The following is an 18,374-nucleotide window of genomic DNA, read 5'->3' as shown; positions in this document are numbered from 1 at the left end:
AACAACTCCATAAGAAAACATGAATGTGATTACTAGAAATTTAAAAAAAGGCTTAATTTTGTAGTCAGACTTTTTCTTAATGGTTTAATGCGAATTTATTTCGGTTTAACACTAAAATTTTAGAAAAAAGCAGTCTTAAACATTAAAAATTGAAAACCATTTTTTTAGCCCAGCTGAAGAAACTAAAATATATTAAAGAATATGACTTGGTTTAAAAGAACAACAAAAGGTATCACCACCACTACCGAAGAGAAAAAAGACACACCTAAAGGTCTTTGGTACAAATCTCCAACAGGTAAAATTGTAGATACCGAAGAACTAGAGAAAAACTTCTATGTAAGTCCAGAAGATGGTTACCATGTAAGAATAGGAAGTAAAGAATATTTCGAAATCCTTTTTGACGATAATACCTTTAAAGAGCTTGATGCTAACTTAGAATCTAAAGACCCTTTAAAATTCGAGGATACCAAAAAGTATCCAGAGCGTTTAAAATCAGCTCAAAATAAAACCAACTTAAAAGACGCCGTTAGAACCGCTGTGGGTAAATCTAAAGGTAAAGATTTAGTTGTTGCCTGTATGGATTTCGCTTTTATAGGGGGATCTATGGGTAGTGTTGTTGGCGAAAAAATTGCTAGAGCGGCAGATTATTCTCTAAAGAATAACATTCCGTTGATGGTTATTTCTAAATCCGGTGGAGCCCGTATGATGGAAGCTGCTTTATCCTTAATGCAGCTTGCAAAAACCTCTGTAAAACTAGCACAATTAGCCGATGCTGGAATACCTTACATATCACTTTGTACAGACCCTACTACGGGTGGAATTACTGCTTCTTTTGCCATGTTAGGTGATATTAATATTGCAGAACCAGGGGCCTTAATTGGCTTTGCAGGACCTAGAATTGTTAAAGACACTACTGGTAAAGATTTACCAGATGGCTTCCAAACTTCAGAGTTTTTACTAGAACACGGATTTTTAGATTTTATTAGCCAACGTAAAGAATTAAAAAATAAGGTAAATCAATATTTAGATTTAGTACTTAATCAACCTTTAAGAGCGTAATTTTTTTAATCAATAAGATATAAAAAAGCCTGTTTTATTAATTAAAACAGGTTTTTTTATGCACTTTTAAAAAATATAGAAAAGACAGTCCCTTTACCCACTTCGCTATCAACCTTAACATGCCCACCTAAAGATTCTATGTGATTTTTAGTTATAAACAATCCAATACCAATAGCGTCTTTATTGTAGTGAAAGGTTTTATACATTTGAAATAGCTTATCGCCGTATTTTTCTAAATCTATGCCCTTACCATTGTCCTTTATTTTTAAAATGACAAACTCTGCTTCATTCGTTGTGCTCAATTCAATTTGAGGCATCCTATTTTCAGCTCTATATTTCATTGCATTAGTTAAAAAATTTAAAATAATACTATCTAAATAGGCAGGTATTGCTTTAATAGTCAAATCTTCATCTACATTATTAATAATAGTCGTATTCGTGTTTTTGGCAAAAGCGGCTACGGTATAAATAGCCTTATCGACATAATCGAATAGGTTTAAATGTTTAATCTCACTTGATGCCACAGGCTTTATTTTAGCCACTTCGGTTAAATGTGATACGGTTTCTTCCAGATTATCCACGGCGTTTGATAAGAGTTCAAAATTTTCATTCCCGGCTAACCAGCTAAATTCTTCCTCCAAAAACCCTTTAATAGTCGATAAATTTCCAGAATGCGACCTTAAATTATGGGTAATAATTTCGGCAAAAGCTGTTAGTCGTTCATTTTGTTCTCGAACAACACGCAACATTAATTTTAACTTATCTTGATTTCTCTTTCGGTTGGTAATGTCAGAAAACTGCCAAATCATTTGACCAGGAGTACCATCGGCATTTACAATTAGCGAAACCGATATTAGCACCCAAATAATTGAACCATCTTTATGAAAATAGCGTTGCCTAACCCGATACCTACTAATTTTCCCTTGAAGTAAATGCTCATATTTAACTTGATGCACCCCTAGATCTTCCCGGAAAATAACATTTTCAATGTTCATGTTGAACAACTCTTGTCTAGAATACCCAAAAAGTTCACAAACACTATCATTAACTTTTATCCAATCCCCATCCAAAGTAAGGATAGCGATACCATTATAAGTATTATTAAAGATTCTTTCTAAAGAATCGTAAGTATCTGGAAAGTTGTTGTGAGAAAATAGAGCCTTCATAGTTTATCCTAAACATTTATTAATTCATAAAAATTGAGCATGCTATATAATCTTTATTCTTAAAGCGTTTATTTAAACCCTTATGACTTAAAATTCTAACGAGGTAAATAATATTTCAAATCGTAATCCATTTAATCAGTAAAAGTTACGCAAAAAAAACAATCAAACCCAAAAAAGTTAGTATATTTGCCGCTCGAAAGAAAATCTTTCGTGTACATAAAAATCATTTACAATAATATTAGCATGTATTTAGCAAAAGAAGCAAAGGAAGAACTTTTCGCAAAACACGGTAAAGGAAAAAACGATACTGGTTCTGCAGAAGGTCAAATCGCGTTATTCACGCACAGAATTAATCACTTAACAGAGCACTTAAAAAAGAATCGTAAAGATTATAATACTGAGCGTTCGTTAGTAAAATTAGTAGGTAAGCGTAGATCTTTACTAGATTACTTAACTAAGAAAGATATCTTAAGATATCGTGCCATAGTAAAAGAACTAGGATTAAGAAAATAACATTAAAAAGGGGCTAATTTAGCCCCTTTTTTTTATCTTAGCCATTAGTTTTTGACTTTCCTATTTTCGAACTAAGATTTTCAAAAAACAGCTCTAACGTAAGAGTTTAAATCACGTATTGAAGAAGCTAATTACAGTTTTTCATTGGTCACACAACAACTACACACAACAACACAACGACCATTGTTTAATTTAGTATAAAATATTTATGATTCCACAAGTTTTTAAAGAGGTCATAGACCTAGGGGACGGTAGAGAAATCTCTATTGAAACTGGAAAATTAGCAAAACAGGCACATGGCTCTGTTGTTGTTCAATCAGGAAAATGTATGTTGTTATGTACAGTTGTTTCCAATTACAAATCTTCAGATGTAGACTTTTTACCGCTAACAGTTGATTATCGTGAAAAATTTGCTGCTGCAGGACGCTATCCAGGTGGTTTCTTCAAAAGAGAAGCACGCCCAAGTGATGGTGAAGTATTAACGATGCGTTTAGTGGATCGTGTTTTACGTCCGTTATTCCCAAAAGATTACCATTCAGAAACTCAGGTAATGATTCAATTAATGTCTCATGATCCAGAAGTTATGCCTGATGCGATGGCTGGTTTAGCGGCATCAGCTGCAATTCAATTGTCAGATTTCCCTTTTGAATGCCCTATTTCTGAAGTAAGAGTAGGTAGAATCAATGGAGAATTCATTATTAACCCTTCTTATACTCAACTTGCAGAAAGTGATATCGATATGGTTATCGGTGCATCAGCAGACTCTGTAATGATGGTTGAAGGTGAAATGGATGAAATTTCTGAAGAAGAAATGACCGAAGCTATCAAATTTGCACACGAAGCGATCAAAGTGCAATGTGAAGCCCAAGTAAAATTGGCTAAAGCTTTTGGTAAAAAAGATACGCGCGAATATGAGCCAGAACGTGAAGATGCTGAATTAGCACAAAAAATTCATGATATGGCATATGATAAAGTTTATGCTGTAGCCAAAGCTGGATCTTCAAAACATGAAAGAAGTGCTGCATTTGCAGAAATAAAAGAAGAAATAATCGCTTCATTTTCGGAAGAAGAATTAGAAGATTTTGGAGGATTAATCTCTAAATATTACAGCAAAGCTGAAAAAACTGCTGTAAGAGATTTAACTTTAAATGAAGGCTTACGTTTAGATGGTCGTAAAACAACAGACATCAGACCAATTTGGTGTGAAGTAGATTATTTACCATCAACGCATGGTTCTTCTATATTTACACGTGGGGAAACTCAAGCTTTAGCAACCGTTACTTTAGGAACTTCTAGAGAAGCTAATCAAATAGATATGCCATCTTTTGAAGGTGAAGAGCGTTTCTATTTACACTATAACTTCCCTCCTTTTTCTACAGGTGAAGCAAGACCAATTCGTGGAACATCTCGTCGTGAGGTAGGACATGGTAACTTAGCGCAACGTGCCTTAAAAGGTATGGTTCCTGAAGATTGTCCTTACACCGTAAGAGTAGTTTCTGAAATCTTAGAATCTAATGGTTCTTCTTCTATGGCTACAGTTTGTGCTGGTACTATGGCTATGATGGATGCAGGTGTACAATTAAAGAAACCTGTTTCTGGTATCGCTATGGGATTAATTTCTGATGCAGATTCTGGAAAATATGCTGTTTTATCTGATATTTTAGGTGATGAAGATCATTTAGGAGACATGGATTTTAAAGTTACAGGTACTGCCGATGGTATTACCGCATGTCAAATGGATATTAAAGTAAAAGGACTTTCTTATGAAATTCTTGTTAATGCTTTAAAACAAGCCAGAGATGGTCGTTTACATATTTTAGGAAAAATAACGGAGACTATTTCAACTCCTAATGCAGAAGTTAAAGATCACGCTCCAACGATGATTACACGTCGTATTCCTAATGAATTTATCGGTGCTCTAATCGGACCTGGTGGAAAGGTAATTCAAGAATTACAAAAAGAAACTGATACTACAATTGTAATTAATGAAGATCCTGTTACCGAAGAAGGTATTGTTGAAGTTCTTGGTGTAGGTAGTAAAGGTATTGATGCCGTTAATGCTAAAATCGATGCTTTAATGTTTAAGCCAGAAGTAGGCAAGGTTTACCAAGTTAAAGTTATTAAAATGCTTGATTTTGGTGCTGTTGTAGAATATACGGAAGCTCCAGGAAATGAGGTTTTATTACACGTAAGTGAATTAGCTTGGGAACGTACTGAAAACGTAACCGATGTGGTTAATATGGGTGACGTCTTTGATGTGAAATACTTTGGTGTAGACCCAAGAACGCGTAAAGAGAAAGTATCTCGTAAAGCTATTTTACCAAAACCAGAAGGTTATGTAGCAAGACCACCAAGAGACGATAAACGTTCAGGTGGACGTGATAACAGAGGTAATGATAATCGCGGACGTGATAATCGTCGTGACGATAGAAAACCTAAAGGAGACAGATAATATTTGATTCCTATATAGATTAAACCCCATAAAGCTAGCTTTATGGGGTTTCTTTTTGAGAGTTGTTTTTTAATTGAAAATAGCTTTTTTGATAGACTAGAATCTTATAATATGATTCTTATTATCATTAGAAACAATATCTAAAAATTAATAAGAAAATTAATAAGAAATAACCGATAGCCAGGAAACCTCCAAAAAACAAAGGCAAGGACTTATGGCGTACATTTTTAAATAATTTGGTTGTCATAATGTAATCAGCATTGAGAGTAATTAAATAAATGATCATGGTATTTAAAACTTAAAAGACCTACCAACCTAGGTTAAATCAGTTGGCTAAACCATCTTTTCAATTTTTAAACTTTTTTAATTTATTTCCTACAAATTAAACTCAAAAAACAAAGTATACCAACTACAACCAGGGAGACAAATGGGAGACATTTTAGGTTTTAGCCTAATTTTTTTCAAGTCATTGCGTTATAAACTATAAAAAACGATCTCCTTTTTATTTATCAAATCATTAACAGCTAACAGCAAATCTCTTTTCGCCAAGTATCCTATAACGAAATGAAAAAATGCCTAAATTTTAAATATAAATTCTCTTAGGGATTCGTGAGGCGGAATATTTAATTTTTGCTTCATTCTTTGAATCCCTTTTTTTACAGCCGCCAATGATACATTTAAAAAGAAAGAGATTTCAGAATTATTAAAACCCATCTTAATAAAAGATGCCAATTTTAAATTGCCATCAGAGAAAGAGTTATCAATTTCCAATAAACGCTTATAAAATAGCGGGTGAACTTCTTCAAAATGAACTTTAAACAATTGATATTGATATTCGTCTTTAAGATGCTTTTCAATAGAATCACTTAACTTTTGGAGTTGTCGGGTCGTGTTTTTTCTATCATCTCCAATTAACTTTTCTAAACGCCTATTCGTCTGCTCTAAAAATTGATTTTTGGTATCCAAAGAGAGGTAGTTGGTACTTAATAACCGATTCAGTTCATTGTTTTTAAGGGTGTTTTCGGTAAACTTCAAAAATTGACTATTACCAGAATTTAACCACATTACGGCAGTGGCATGGGTTAAGGTATTTAGAAACCCAAAAAAAACTGTATTTCATACAGGAATTAAAAACCGTATCTACAAGATTTACGGTAAAAAGGAAAACAGGTATATTGGACGCATCAGGTATCGCGTTTATTTCTAAAAGGACTGGGTCTAGACTAGAAATAGTATCGTAATCTATGATAATAATATTGGCCGAGTAACGTACAACATCCTTAGCCGATGCCACCACAATCAATTCAAAATTAAAAGCGTATAAATAAGATTTTTCCTTGTCAAATCTATTTTTAGAAATAAGAACTACACTTATTTATCTGTTTACCTGTGCACGTCTCTGCCGTACTAATTGCTAGTTAAGTATTCTAAAGCCACACTCATATCGGTAAAAAACTTAATTTTACTACCTGTTTGCGAGGTATAAACCTTTACTAGTAGCGATAAAAAATCACTAGATCCCACCAATACCGATTTTTTAATCTTTGGCTGTACCATTTTACCTAAAATAGCCATCTGTCTAGTGGTTCCCGGATTTGTTCTAGCACCTTTAAAATGCACCAAGGCTCTAACCGATTTATCGGGACGTTCTAGCCCCATGGCTACTGCCATTTCTATTTGATTAAGAATGTCTTTATCCGAATTCAAGCCTGAAAAATCGATATAAATATACTCCGTATTTAAGTGATACTTCCATTCAGGTCTATTTTGTGTATGTATGTTCATCAAGTATTCATTTGGGCAAACGATCTTCTAATCTACTATCAAAGCTAAATAAACACACTTAAACAATAAATATAAACTTAAAAATATACCTCATTAAAAAAAACACAAATACTCTTAAAACCCTGTAAACATAATATTTGAAACACTTTTAATTTTATAAATATGGATTTCGTTAAAATTATCGTAAAAAGAATCTAAACCCTCTTTCTAGTCGTATAAGAATAGACCAATACACGTTAAAAAATAAATGGAAAGATCTCAAAAACTGAACTCAAAACAAACACAAAATACGTATTCAAATAAAGATACATTACTACAGCACTGTATTTCAAACACAAAGAATTTTATCTCAAACAAAACAGGAAGAACATGGGGTTTTCTAGTATTGGCAAGCACCTTCTTATTAATGGCAAATGCTGTTTACCTCTTTTACTTATTACAAAGTGATTTTTATGATTTTAACATACAACAATCATCTTCGTCATTAGGTATGATTTTCTTGGCTATCTGTACGGGACTGCTCGTTTTTAAATTGAGTTTTTTCATATATACCTTATATAAATATTTTTGCTACAAGCCGATTGCATCGGTTTCAGATGAAGAGCTTCCAACTTGTACTGTAATCGTGCCAGCCTACAATGAGGGCAAACAGGTATGGGATACGTTAATCAGTTTAGCAGAGAGTGATTTCCCTGAAAACAAGTTGCAATTATTAGCTATTGATGATGGCAGTAAAGATGATACCTGGGAATGGATGCTTAAAGCAAAAAACATGTTAGGTGATCGTTTAGAAATTTATCAACAACCTAAAAATAAAGGAAAGCGTCATGCTCTATACCATGGTTTTAACCAAGGATCTGGTGAGATATTTGTTACCGTAGATAGCGATTCCATTGTAAACAAGGATACCATTAGACTTTTAGTAAGTCCTTTTGTAAACAATGAAAAATGTGGTGCTGTTGCTGGAAATATTCGAGTTCTAAATAATAAGAAAGCCTTACTACCAAAGATGCTTGATGTTAGTTTTGTTTTAAGCTTTGAATTTGTAAGATCGGCAGAAAGCACCCTTAACTCGGTACTTTGCACCCCGGGAGCACTTGCTGCTTACAGAAGTTCGGCTGTATTTGCGTGCCTTCCAGAGTGGATTAATCAAACTTTTATGGGCAAGCCTTCAGACATCGGTGAGGATCGTGCTTTAACCAACATGATTTTAAAACAAGGCAAACATGTCTTGTTTCAAAGAAATGCTTATGCATATACTAAAGTACCAGAAAAATATAAAGGTCTTTACAAGATGTTTATTAGATGGGGCCGTAGTAATGTTCGCGAAAACATAGAAATGTCTAAATATGTATTCACAAACTTTAAAAAAGAATCTAAAATCGGTACAAGATTATTATTTCTTAGTCAGTCGTCAGAAATTATAATGACTTATCCGTTCCTCATTTTTATGTTATTTTTTGTGATCTCACAGCCATTACTTTTTATTAGCTCAACTTTAGTAAGCACCTTAATTATTTCGACTTTCTCGATGTTATTTTACGCTAAACGCTATAAGGTTTCTGACTCATTCTGGGCATATACATACAGCGTGCTATATACCTTTGGCTTATTTTGGATTACGCCTTACGCTATTGCAACGGCAAGTAAAAGCGGCTGGCTAACACGTGAATTGGCTGTAAAAAAGTAAACTATTTCAAGTAATTTAAACGAGGAATAAAGAACTGGTTCATATAATTATCAGAAAAAAGACAAACTTTTTTGTAACATTATCTTATATACATACGTATAACTATTGAATGCCCTATTATTCACAAATTAATTTACAGGAGAATATTAAATGAGACAGCTAAAAATTACGAAGCAGGTTACTAATAGAGAAACAGCTTCGTTAGATAAATATTTGCAAGAAATTGGTAAAGTAGATTTAATTACTGCCGATGAAGAAGTAGAATTAGCACAGCGTATTAAAGCTGGTGATCAAGTTGCTTTAGAAAAATTAACAAAGGCTAATTTACGTTTCGTTGTTTCGGTTGCAAAACAATACCAAAATCAGGGTTTAACTTTACCAGATTTAATTAATGAAGGGAATCTAGGTTTGATTAAAGCGGCCCAACGTTTTGATGAAACACGTGGTTTTAAATTTATTTCTTATGCTGTATGGTGGATTCGTCAATCGATTCTTCAAGCTTTAGCTGAACAATCACGTATTGTACGTTTACCTTTAAACAAAATTGGATCTATTAATAAAATTAATAAAACATTTGCTTTCTTAGAGCAAAGTCATGAACGCCCACCTTCTGCCGAAGAAATTGCAAAAGAATTGGATATGACAATTAATGATGTTAAGGAGTCGATGAAAAACTCTGGCCGTCACGTCAGTATGGATGCACCTTTAGTAGAAGGTGAAGATTCAAACTTATATGATGTATTAAACAGTGGAGAATCTCCAAATCCTGATAAAGAGTTGTTACATGAGTCTTTACGCACAGAAATTGAGCGTGCTTTAGAAACCTTAACACCTCGTGAAGCAGACGTTATTCGTTTATACTTTGGACTAGGAAATCAACACCCGATGACCTTAGAAGAAATTGGTGAAACTTTTGATTTAACCCGTGAACGTGTTAGACAGATTAAAGAAAAAGCCATTAGACGATTAAAACACACCTCTAGGAGTAAAATTTTAAAGACTTATTTAGGTTAGTATTTCTACATAAATACGACTAAATTACCATAACAAACAGTTACTCATAACTGTTCGTTTTTTGATTGATGAAAGAACCCTCGGCTGATTACCGAGGGTTTATTCATTTATAACATATTAATAAAAATAAAATCATAACTACCCACATATTTTTAGTCTATAATCTTATATATTTACAACTAAATTAAATGCCCCTAAAGAAACAAAATGCTTAAAACCATATGCTACATTAGCGATTCAAATAGAGATGTTACTATCAACAACCTAAATGAATTATACTCAGCAGCTAAGGCTAATAATTCTAAAAATCATATTACAGGTGTATTGGTGTATAAAAACCATAATTTTTTACAGGTTCTAGAAGGCGCTCAAGAATTAGTGGATGAAACTTTCGAACGCATAAAGAATGATTCGCGCCATAATAATATTTTTAAAGTCATAAGCACCAGTATTGAAGGGCGAATTTTTGAAGATTATAATTTCGGATTTACAGTGATTGATGATAAAAAAGAACTTAAAAACCTCTATGAATATTTAGAATGGTTGAAACTAGGACACAACAAACTCGCCAATGAAGTTATTGGTATGGTCGAAAATTTTATTGAAAACTAGTCCCTTACCTAAGCCAAAACCATTATTTTTGTCGAAATTTTAACAAACAATTTAATGAGTTCTAAATTAATTGCTCCATCGGTTTTAGCGGCAGATTTTGCCAACCTTCAACGCGATATAGAAATGGTAAATGATAGTGATGCCGATTGGTTTCACATCGATATTATGGATGGTGTATTTGTGCCTAACATCTCCTTTGGAATGCCTGTTTTACAAGCTATTTCTAAACATGCAAAAAAAACAATTGATGTGCACTTAATGATTGTGGACCCTGATCGCTATATTAAAACTTTTGCGGAATTAGGTAGTAATATTTTAACTGTACACTACGAAGCTTGCACGCACTTACACAGAACCCTACAAGCTATTAAAGCAGAAGGCATGAAGGCTGGTGTTGCACTTAACCCACATACAAACGTTAACGTTTTAGAGGATGTTATTCAAGATATTGATTTGGTATGTATTATGAGTGTGAATCCTGGTTTTGGCGGCCAAAGTTTTATTGAGAACACTTATAAAAAAGTAAAACAATTAAAAGAACTAATTATAACTAGAGGTGCTAACACCTTAATAGAAATTGATGGTGGTGTGACCAACAAAAACGCGAAAGCATTAACAGATGCTGGTGCTGATGTGTTAGTTGCTGGGAGCTATGTTTTTAAAAGCAGTACACAAATTGAAACCATTAAAGACCTAAAGGCCATAGCTAATTCTTAAAAGCTAGTACTAATCGGTAATAAAATTTGCCCCGAAATGGTTTTTTAAAACTTTTCGGGGTTTTCTATTTTAAAATATGACAAAACAGTTAAAAAAACTCTTCTTTTTATGCGTTTTTTGGGGATGTGGAACACCCAAAAAAGTACCATTTAACGATTATGTATTCCAAACACAAAAACAAAAGGACAGCTATATTACGGCTTAAAATCAAGTATTAGAGCTTTGGGATACATCCTATACCGAGGAAGACATACCAACAAAATACGGTAAAGCACATGTTATTATCTCAGGAATCAAAAACAATAAACCGTTGGTTTTATTACACGGTATGGAATGCCAGCTCAACCATGTGGTACCCTAACATTAATGCTTTATCTAAAACACACCGCATTTATGTTATAGATTTTTTAATGGAGTCGGGAAAATCTACTTTAACCACAGAAGCCTTATCTAAAGACGAAATTGTGAATTGGTACCAAAGCATTTTCAACTACTACCAATTGAAAAATTTTGATATCGTTGCAGCATCTCGAGGCGGGTGGACCGCAACTTTATTAGCGCTAGAAGACCGTAATAACATAAACAAAATAGCCTTGTTGAGCCCTGTGCAAACTTTTCAATATATAGACGAACCCACTAAAACATCAAAAGCCCTATTTTTAAAACTTTTTCCTAGTAAAAACCAGTTTAAAAAGACTTTAGAAGTGTTCTCTATAAATCCGAATAAGATCAAATCTGTTTATAAAAAGCAATTTTATTTAGCCAATAAATATGCTAAATCAAATACAAGTTTACTTCAAATGCAACCTTTTTCAGATGATGAGCTAAAATCAATTAGCACCCCTGTACTTGTTTTAATTGGAGATAAAGATGTTATTAATTCTGAAGAAAGTATTGAAAAAGCTAAAACAAACTTAAAAAATAGCACCACAAAAATTATTAAGGAGGCTGGTCATTTTTTAAGTATTGATCAGTCTGAAACTGTAAACAAAACAATAGCTTCGTTTCTTAAAACTTAAAAACTTTATAGGCGAGGCTAGTTTATAAATCCAAAGCAGCTTTATCGGCGTCACTAAACTTTTTGGAATTCGAAATATAATCTCCAATATGCATTTTTAAGTGAGCGCTTTTAATTTCGTTGTAGTGCCTCATAATAAAAGCCTTGTCGTTTTCGATTTCCTGATTATACTTTAAAATTTTAGGGGTATTCTGCTGAATACTTAACCGTATAAAGCGCACTTCAATATTATTAGAATCCTTTTTAACCGCATATTCAACAAGATTGACGCCTTCAATGAAACCTTCCTTTTTCTCTTTTAGCGTTTTCGTGTTTTTAGCCTTAAGAGCTATAGAAGCTCCTTTGTAAGCAATCAATTCACTTCTATTTTTTTTAGTAACACTTTGTAAATCCCTAAAAAAGGTATTTACATTATCAGCATCGTGAGCAGCTACCTTATAAGCCTCTCGTGTTTTTTGTAAATCTACAGTCTGTACATTAATAAATACGGAAAAAATAATGGCTATTAGAAATTTCATGACTTGGAAATGACTTTATAGTTACTCGATAATTTTAAAGCTATAGTATCATCAAATCGTGTCGTATTTTTAACCCTATACCCTTCTTCTGTTTCAGAAATATCCAATTGCAACACCAAATCTGGGGTTTTCTCAGGATCAATAATAGACATAAATTTTATATTGCTAGAAGTCGTCATAAACAAGTGCTTTTCTACCACCTGCTCTGTTAATTCCTTTATGATTTGCATCATGCAAACACCTGGAGTTACGGGGTTGCCTGGAAAATGTCCTTTAAAAATATCGTGTTTGCTATTTATGGTAATTTGTGCCGTAGCTAGTTGCCCGTCTACCGACAAGTCCTTTACCGTATAAAAATCTTTTAATTGCATGTGTTAAAAATTGAATTGATAAAAAAGTCACAATTTAATACCGGAATACCTTGGTGTCTCATAATCTCGTTGTTCCGATTCAAAACTATTAAAAGTTACTGACAATCCTCCGTTAAAATCTTGTTTTCACAGAAAATAAAGCCGTGTTAATTTATAGATTTAAATGTCATTTTAAATTTTAAATTCAAGTGTTCTATAAGGATATGCCCTGCCCCGTGATCATCCATTTCAGAAAAAACAAATCGCACCTTTTCATTTCCGTGATTAACTCTTACAATTTTATGAAGTTTTTCATTAGTAAAATAATAATAGTCTTGGTTATCAATAACGGAATGATGTACTTTATCCTTTGCCAAAACATAAGTACTCTTACTCCTAATCGCTTCTGTTACTAAAACTTTAAAATCATTTTTTAAGATATTTATAAGTATTTTCTTGTCGAGATCCTTTAAAATATAATGCACTTTAAATGCTTCCTTTTCAAAGGAAAAATCAAAGATCGTCTTTCCCATTTCGGTAGTAAATACAATTCTATGACTTTCCAATCCCGTTTTTTTCACAATAAAAAGGCCTCCAAAAACATTATCATATACCTCTATTTGGGCCTTATAAACATAATCTCTATCTGGGTTGGAAAAAATAGGATTAGTAAGTGAGTCTTCAAGATCAATAACTGTAAAGCCTTGCTTTTTTGAATACGAAGCACAGGCCGATAAAAGAAATATCAGACTAATGATTAAAAACCGCTTCATCAATGGGCTGGTTTAAGGTTTTATTCGAAAATAAAATTTTAGTATAATCATTAGAATGCTCTATCATTTTAACTTCTGTTACATCGGCATGCCCATTAAAAGTAATGTGAAAGGACTTTATGAATTGTGCTAATTTTTCATCTTTCGGACTAAAATACACCAAGCTGCCCTCTTCAGTTTTAAAGTATTCCATGTGAAACTTATCCTTGTCGAACATATCCCCTTTTACGCTACTTATAATCAGATTATTTAATTGTTTAAACAATTTATTACGGCCTATATCAATATCACTTTTACGGCCTTCATCATTAATAAAAATTTTGTTTTCTTTAAATATAATAGCATATTTAAAAGGTGAAGAATAGGCCCATTTTACCATATGTGGAGCCTTAAAAGTTAAATGACCTGACGATTTAATGTCGTTATCTAAAAAATTCAAATGTTTTAATTGTACAAAATCACTAGAAATTGTTTGTACGTTGTTAGCCCGTGTTTTTACTTTCATTTTTAAGCGAGACGCCTCATCGGCCGTCATTTTGGTCTGAGCTTGCGCTGATAAAACAACAAAAAATAGAAAAAATATAATTTTACGCATAAGCTTTAATATCAAATAAGGTATCGATGGTTACCGCCGAAAATTTCTGTTGCTTCAAAAATAACAATAACTGTTCCAAAACCCGAATGGTTTTTTCGCTAGTATCGTGTAGCAAAATAACATCCCCTGCTTTCAAATTATTTAAGATACGTTTTAACACCACTTTTTCATCGCGTCCTGTGGTATCCAAAGAGCGTTTACTCCACCCCACCGCATGTAAGTTCAATTGCTTTATGGCTTTTTTTATATTGGGGTTTGTAACCCCAAAGGCCGGCCTATACAACTTAACTTTTAATCCAGAAATTTTTTCGATCACTCTAGAAGTGCACTCAAGCTCATTAATCACCCTTTGTGTTCCAAAAAAGCCAAAATTACAACTATGAGAATAGGTGTGATTCCCAACAACGTGACCTTCCTTTAATAGAGTTTTAAACACTTCTGGGTGGCTTTCTATATGTTTTCCGATGCAAAAAAAAGTGGCTTTGGCATCATATTGCTTCAAAAGCTGAAGCACCTTGGTGGTAAAGCTCGTATTAGGGCCATCATCAAAAGTGATGGCTATCTGTTTTTTTTTAGTGCTATAATTCGCATTTAGAGATTGAAAAAAATAATTCCAACCAATAAAAGCTGATCCAAAACCTGTGATTAGAAACCAAAGGAATAAACTAAAACCAAAATAAACTGGAGAAATAGAATCAAATAGAAATAAAATAAACAAACCCACGCTGATAAGGCCTGCTATTATATTTACAGATTTAAAATTTAGCATTGTTTAAGCAATGTAAAACTATGATTTTCACTACGATATTGATTATACAGCAACACGTTTTTAAAGCCTGTTGATTTAAAATTATTACGTTTTACCAGGGCCGGTAAGGTTTGAGATTGTATCGTTTTTGCCGCTAACCAAAATCCGAATGCAGAAGCTGTATTAAACTCCCCAGAAATATGCTTGTAATAAGCTTGTTGCGTTTTTTTAAAAACTCCTTGACTTAAAATATCGTAATAATCATCGTAGCCGGCATCTCCATTAGCTCCTAAAATGACCACATCAATATCACTAATTTCTAACTGATGGGACCCCAAAAAAGCTTCAAGAGTTTCAGTGAGTAGAGTTTTAGGTAAAGTATTAAACATTTTTACTCCTACCAATTCGGCATAGGTACTATTTTGTTTTTCATTTGACAACACAAAAAAATTGGCACCTTCACCATAAACAGCACCCGAAGTATGACTTTCAAACAATTCTGAGGCTTTAACGGCTTCTTTTTTAACATGACCAACTAAGGCCTGAAGCTTAAAGGTATGCTCGCCAATTTCATCGACGCCACCAACAAGAATCGTATTTTCTTCTTCATTTGATAGCAATAATTTAGCATCTAACAAAGCCGATTCAAAAGAATTACTAGCATGAACATAAGTAAAATTATAGCCTTTGCATTGCAGTTCTAAAGCCACCTGGCCACCTACGGTATTATGCGTAGACTGAATGAATGCTGTTGGGGTAAGGTATTGTTCGTCGTTATCAATAAGAGCACTTAAAAATTTCTCAGAATCACGAAGGCACCCCATCCCTGTTCCGGTTATGATCGCATCCACTTGATCTAAGCCCGATTCTTGAAGCGCAATTTTTGATGCCGCAATACTCATTTTTATACCTTTAGCCATACGTCTAGCGGCAGCAGGAGGTATAAACACCTTATAATTAGGATTTACAACAGGAAATACCACGGCTTCATGATCGATAAAATCATTTAAAAATTCGGCATTATCAAAAGTTTTTTGAGCCGAAACTGATGCCACGCTATTTATATATACCTGTTTCAAATTGTATGTTTTTATGATGTTTTAGTAAAAATAACCGTAGAACAATTTCCCCCAAAACCAAAGGAATTAGACATGATAGCATTTAAAGGCTTATGCTTTAGCTCCAATTGTGGGGTAATATCAAATTCCTTCATTTGAGTTTTAAAATTCAAATTAGGAAAAACGACATTGTTTTGTAAGGCTAAAACGGCGTATACGGCTTCAATAGCCCCTGCCGCAGCAAGTGTATGCCCAGTATACGCTTTAGTTGAACTAAAGCAAGGCACTTTATCTTCAAAAACTCGAATAATAGCTCTGCCTTCAGACAGGTCATTATTTCCTGTGGCCGTACCGTGCGCATTAATATAGTCGATATTATCGGGCTTAAACCCAGCAACTTTGAGGGCTTTTTTCATGGCTAAGGTCGCGCCATCGCCATGATCGGAAGAGGCTGTTTGATGAAAAGCATCGTTAGCATTACCATAACCTTTTACATAAGCAAGGACTTTTTTATTTTCCTTTTTCACGACTTCATCAGACTCTAAAACCAAATAAGCAGCAGCTTCTCCTAGGTTTAACCCTTTCCTATTTTCATCGAAAGGGGTGTTATAGGTATCAGATAAAATCATCAAAGTTTTAAAACCATTAATGGTAAATTTCGACAAACAATCGGTTCCGCCAACAACGACACGCTCCAATTCGCCCGATTTAATTAATCGCGCCCCCAACATGATGGCATTTGCTGCTGAAGAACAAGCTGTACTAATAGTAGTTACTAAACTGTTATCAATCCCTAATTGTTGTGCTATTTTTTGTGCGGAATCGCCGGCATTATGGCTTTCAATATATTTCTGAACACTTTTATCCTCGAGGTATTGGTAATAATACTTCTCGCTCATATCCATACCACCAACACTAGTTGAAGAAATTAAACCCGTTTGATAGGCTTTTATATTATCGATACCTGCATTCGCAACCGCTTCCTTTGCTGCTATAGCGCCTAATAAAGCCGTTCGTGTGAAATTACAATCAGAATCTAACCCAAGCCTTTCAATAAGTGCTTCGTTGGTATAGGCGATTTCACCAACCATAATATCGTTAACATGATTGGTTTGGATTTTAGAAATTCTAGTAATCCCTTTTTTACCATCCATTAAGGATTGAAAATTTTCTGAAACATTGTTTCCAATGGCAGAAATAATTCCCATTCCAGTTATAGCAACGCCTTGACTCATAAAACCTATTGGATAAAAAACTAATTGATAATGTTTAGAAAAATTGAGATCTATTAATTCGCATTACTTTACTCTGTGCTCCGTAATATAAGCAGCCATAGTATCAATAGATTCGAAAATAGCTTTTCCCTGTTTTGGGTCGGTTAATTTAATACCGTAATTTTTATCTAACATCACAATAAGTTCTAGAGCATCGATAGAATCTAAACCAAGGCCATCTCCAAAAAGAGGGTCATCATTTTCGATATCTTCAACATTTACATCCTCTAAATTTAATTGTTCTATGATAAACTCTTTCAATTCTTGCTTTAAAGCATCCATATTAATTATTGTATAATTTATTAATTTCGTGTTCGTTATGCGCCGTATTTCCATTAGAAGAAACCAAATACAAAAAGGCTTCATAATGGGTATCATCTTCAAAATCTACCCACCCACAAAGCACCTCATCGGCTTTGTTATTAGACAGTAAAATATCCGAATATATCTTTAAATGACGCGCATTAAACCCGTCAAAGATAAAGAAACTATTTTCGGTATTCAACTTATATTTTATGCTTACTTCTCCTATACAAATATTGGGTAATGTATAAACAAAAACCGCTGGACTAGGATAATAATTTGATGGATCTTGAATGGTTTCCTGATGTTTTCTATCGGTGTCTAAACTAGAAGATTTATTAGAGAACACTAAGGCAATATTTTGTTCTATACTAGGGTCTAATTTTTCATTTTTCAGTAAAACATCCGCAGCTAAAAAGGCTAATTTACTGAGCTTATCCATTTTAAAAAACTTCGGATATTTCGTTTTTTCTGATTTATAAGCCCCTTTTATAAATTCCGAAAAGGTATTTGAATGATCGGCATAGATCAGATGGCCATTTAAAGACAGCTCACCGTCCTTGATTTGACAATATGATTTTATTTTGTATGACTTCGACATGCTTATTTTTTATTAAAAGTAAACATGGTAGAATAGCCTCCAAAAGCCAAAACCTTTAGCAGGGTCAGGCTTGTATTTTTAACTTCCCGAATGACATCTATGGCTTTAATACTTTGATTTGACATATT

At 33.5% G+C, this 18,374-nt stretch carries 22 protein-coding genes; 8 read left to right on the top strand and 14 right to left on the bottom strand.

Annotation, left to right across the window (positions count from 1 at the left end; genetic code table 11):
• Positions 1–201 precede the first annotated feature (201 nt).
• Complete coding sequence (gene accD, locus C1A40_RS11295; protein ID WP_102995981.1) at positions 202–1,059, top strand: acetyl-CoA carboxylase, carboxyltransferase subunit beta; 858 nt, start codon at positions 202–204, stop codon at positions 1,057–1,059.
• A gap of 56 nt (positions 1,060–1,115) precedes the next feature.
• Here the strand turns inward: accD and C1A40_RS11290 are convergent, their stop codons facing one another.
• A complete protein-coding gene (locus C1A40_RS11290; RefSeq protein ID WP_102995980.1) occupies positions 1,116–2,225 on the bottom strand; it encodes a sensor histidine kinase in 1,110 nt (369 codons plus the stop codon).
• A gap of 243 nt (positions 2,226–2,468) precedes the next feature.
• Here C1A40_RS11290 and rpsO point away from each other — a divergent pair, with 243 nt between their 5' ends.
• Both rpsO and C1A40_RS11280 read left to right on the top strand, forming a co-directional pair.
• Complete coding sequence (gene rpsO / locus C1A40_RS11285) at positions 2,469–2,738, top strand: 30S ribosomal protein S15 (RefSeq protein ID WP_102995979.1); 270 nt, start codon at positions 2,469–2,471, stop codon at positions 2,736–2,738.
• Positions 2,739–2,946: 208 nt separating this feature from the next.
• Positions 2,947–5,190, top strand: coding sequence for a polyribonucleotide nucleotidyltransferase (locus tag C1A40_RS11280; protein WP_102995978.1), 2,244 nt, complete (start codon positions 2,947–2,949; stop codon positions 5,188–5,190).
• Positions 5,191–5,766: 576 nt separating this feature from the next.
• Here the strand turns inward: C1A40_RS11280 and C1A40_RS11275 are convergent.
• The 3 genes from C1A40_RS11275 to C1A40_RS11270 all read right to left on the bottom strand — a co-directional run bounded on the left by C1A40_RS11275 (position 5,767) and on the right by C1A40_RS11270 (position 6,975).
• Entirely contained in the window at positions 5,767–6,225 is a 459-nt protein-coding gene (locus C1A40_RS11275; protein WP_206748202.1) for a helix-turn-helix transcriptional regulator, read from the bottom strand.
• Positions 6,226–6,235: 10 nt separating this feature from the next.
• Complete coding sequence (locus C1A40_RS18175) at positions 6,236–6,484, bottom strand: hypothetical protein (RefSeq protein WP_158651341.1); 249 nt, start codon at positions 6,482–6,484, stop codon at positions 6,236–6,238.
• Between the two features lie 113 nt (positions 6,485–6,597).
• A complete protein-coding gene (locus C1A40_RS11270; protein ID WP_102995976.1) occupies positions 6,598–6,975 on the bottom strand; it encodes a hypothetical protein in 378 nt (125 codons plus the stop codon).
• 247 nt (positions 6,976–7,222) lie between these two features.
• Between C1A40_RS11270 and C1A40_RS11265 the strand changes: the two genes are divergently transcribed.
• From C1A40_RS11265 to C1A40_RS11245, 5 genes are all read left to right on the top strand, one after another.
• Positions 7,223–8,665: a glycosyltransferase family 2 protein gene (locus C1A40_RS11265; protein ID WP_102995975.1), complete on the top strand. Its 1,443-nt coding sequence runs from the start codon at positions 7,223–7,225 to the stop codon at positions 8,663–8,665.
• A 150-nt stretch (positions 8,666–8,815) separates the two neighbouring features.
• On the top strand, positions 8,816–9,679 hold the full coding sequence (locus C1A40_RS11260; RefSeq protein WP_027137161.1) for a sigma-70 family RNA polymerase sigma factor: 864 nt from the start codon (positions 8,816–8,818) through the stop codon (positions 9,677–9,679).
• 207 nt (positions 9,680–9,886) lie between these two features.
• Positions 9,887–10,291, top strand: a complete 405-nt coding sequence (locus C1A40_RS11255) for a BLUF domain-containing protein (RefSeq protein ID WP_102995974.1) — start codon at positions 9,887–9,889, stop codon at positions 10,289–10,291.
• 54 nt (positions 10,292–10,345) lie between these two features.
• Entirely contained in the window at positions 10,346–11,008 is a 663-nt protein-coding gene (gene rpe, locus C1A40_RS11250) for a ribulose-phosphate 3-epimerase (RefSeq protein ID WP_102995973.1), read from the top strand.
• A gap of 275 nt (positions 11,009–11,283) precedes the next feature.
• Positions 11,284–12,027 (top strand): alpha/beta fold hydrolase, encoded by a 744-nt coding sequence (locus tag C1A40_RS11245; protein ID WP_241910390.1) that lies wholly within the window; start codon positions 11,284–11,286, stop codon positions 12,025–12,027.
• Between the two features lie 22 nt (positions 12,028–12,049).
• On the opposite strand, the gene C1A40_RS11240 is transcribed toward C1A40_RS11245, so the two are convergent.
• From C1A40_RS11240 to C1A40_RS18655, 10 genes are all read right to left on the bottom strand, one after another.
• A complete protein-coding gene (locus tag C1A40_RS11240) occupies positions 12,050–12,544 on the bottom strand; it encodes a hypothetical protein (protein WP_102995972.1) in 495 nt (164 codons plus the stop codon).
• Positions 12,541–12,915, bottom strand: a complete 375-nt coding sequence (locus tag C1A40_RS11235; RefSeq protein WP_102995971.1) for an ApeI family dehydratase — start codon at positions 12,913–12,915, stop codon at positions 12,541–12,543. Before C1A40_RS11235 ends, C1A40_RS11240 begins: the two co-directional genes overlap by 4 nt.
• A 146-nt stretch (positions 12,916–13,061) precedes the next feature.
• On the bottom strand, positions 13,062–13,667 hold the full coding sequence (gene lolB2, locus C1A40_RS11230) for a flexirubin biosynthesis protein LolB2 (protein WP_102995970.1): 606 nt from the start codon (positions 13,665–13,667) through the stop codon (positions 13,062–13,064).
• A complete protein-coding gene (gene lolA2, locus C1A40_RS11225; protein WP_241910389.1) occupies positions 13,645–14,262 on the bottom strand; it encodes a flexirubin biosynthesis/transport protein LolA2 in 618 nt (205 codons plus the stop codon). The genes lolB2 and lolA2 overlap by 23 nt, the downstream gene beginning before the upstream one ends.
• A complete protein-coding gene (locus C1A40_RS11220; RefSeq protein WP_102995969.1) occupies positions 14,255–15,031 on the bottom strand; it encodes a polysaccharide deacetylase family protein in 777 nt (258 codons plus the stop codon). The genes lolA2 and C1A40_RS11220 overlap by 8 nt, the downstream gene beginning before the upstream one ends.
• On the bottom strand, positions 15,025–16,089 hold the full coding sequence (locus C1A40_RS11215; protein ID WP_102995968.1) for a beta-ketoacyl synthase N-terminal-like domain-containing protein: 1,065 nt from the start codon (positions 16,087–16,089) through the stop codon (positions 15,025–15,027). The genes C1A40_RS11220 and C1A40_RS11215 overlap by 7 nt, the downstream gene beginning before the upstream one ends.
• Before the next feature lie 11 nt (positions 16,090–16,100).
• Entirely contained in the window at positions 16,101–17,303 is a 1,203-nt protein-coding gene (locus C1A40_RS11210) for a beta-ketoacyl-[acyl-carrier-protein] synthase family protein (RefSeq protein ID WP_102995967.1), read from the bottom strand.
• Between the two features lie 63 nt (positions 17,304–17,366).
• Positions 17,367–17,624 (bottom strand): phosphopantetheine-binding protein, encoded by a 258-nt coding sequence (locus tag C1A40_RS11205; RefSeq protein WP_102995966.1) that lies wholly within the window; start codon positions 17,622–17,624, stop codon positions 17,367–17,369.
• Between the two features lies 1 nt (position 17,625).
• Positions 17,626–18,246, bottom strand: a complete 621-nt coding sequence (locus tag C1A40_RS11200; RefSeq protein WP_102995965.1) for a 3-oxoacyl-ACP synthase — start codon at positions 18,244–18,246, stop codon at positions 17,626–17,628.
• Positions 18,247–18,248: 2 nt separating this feature from the next.
• Entirely contained in the window at positions 18,249–18,371 is a 123-nt protein-coding gene (locus C1A40_RS18655) for a hypothetical protein (protein WP_277871375.1), read from the bottom strand.
• Between the last annotated feature and the right edge of the window lie 3 nt (positions 18,372–18,374).

Source organism: Tamlana carrageenivorans (assembly GCF_002893765.1).
Lineage (GTDB): Bacteria > Bacteroidota > Bacteroidia > Flavobacteriales > Flavobacteriaceae > Pseudotamlana > Pseudotamlana carrageenivorans.
This window is presented reverse-complemented; position numbering and strand designations above follow the sequence as displayed.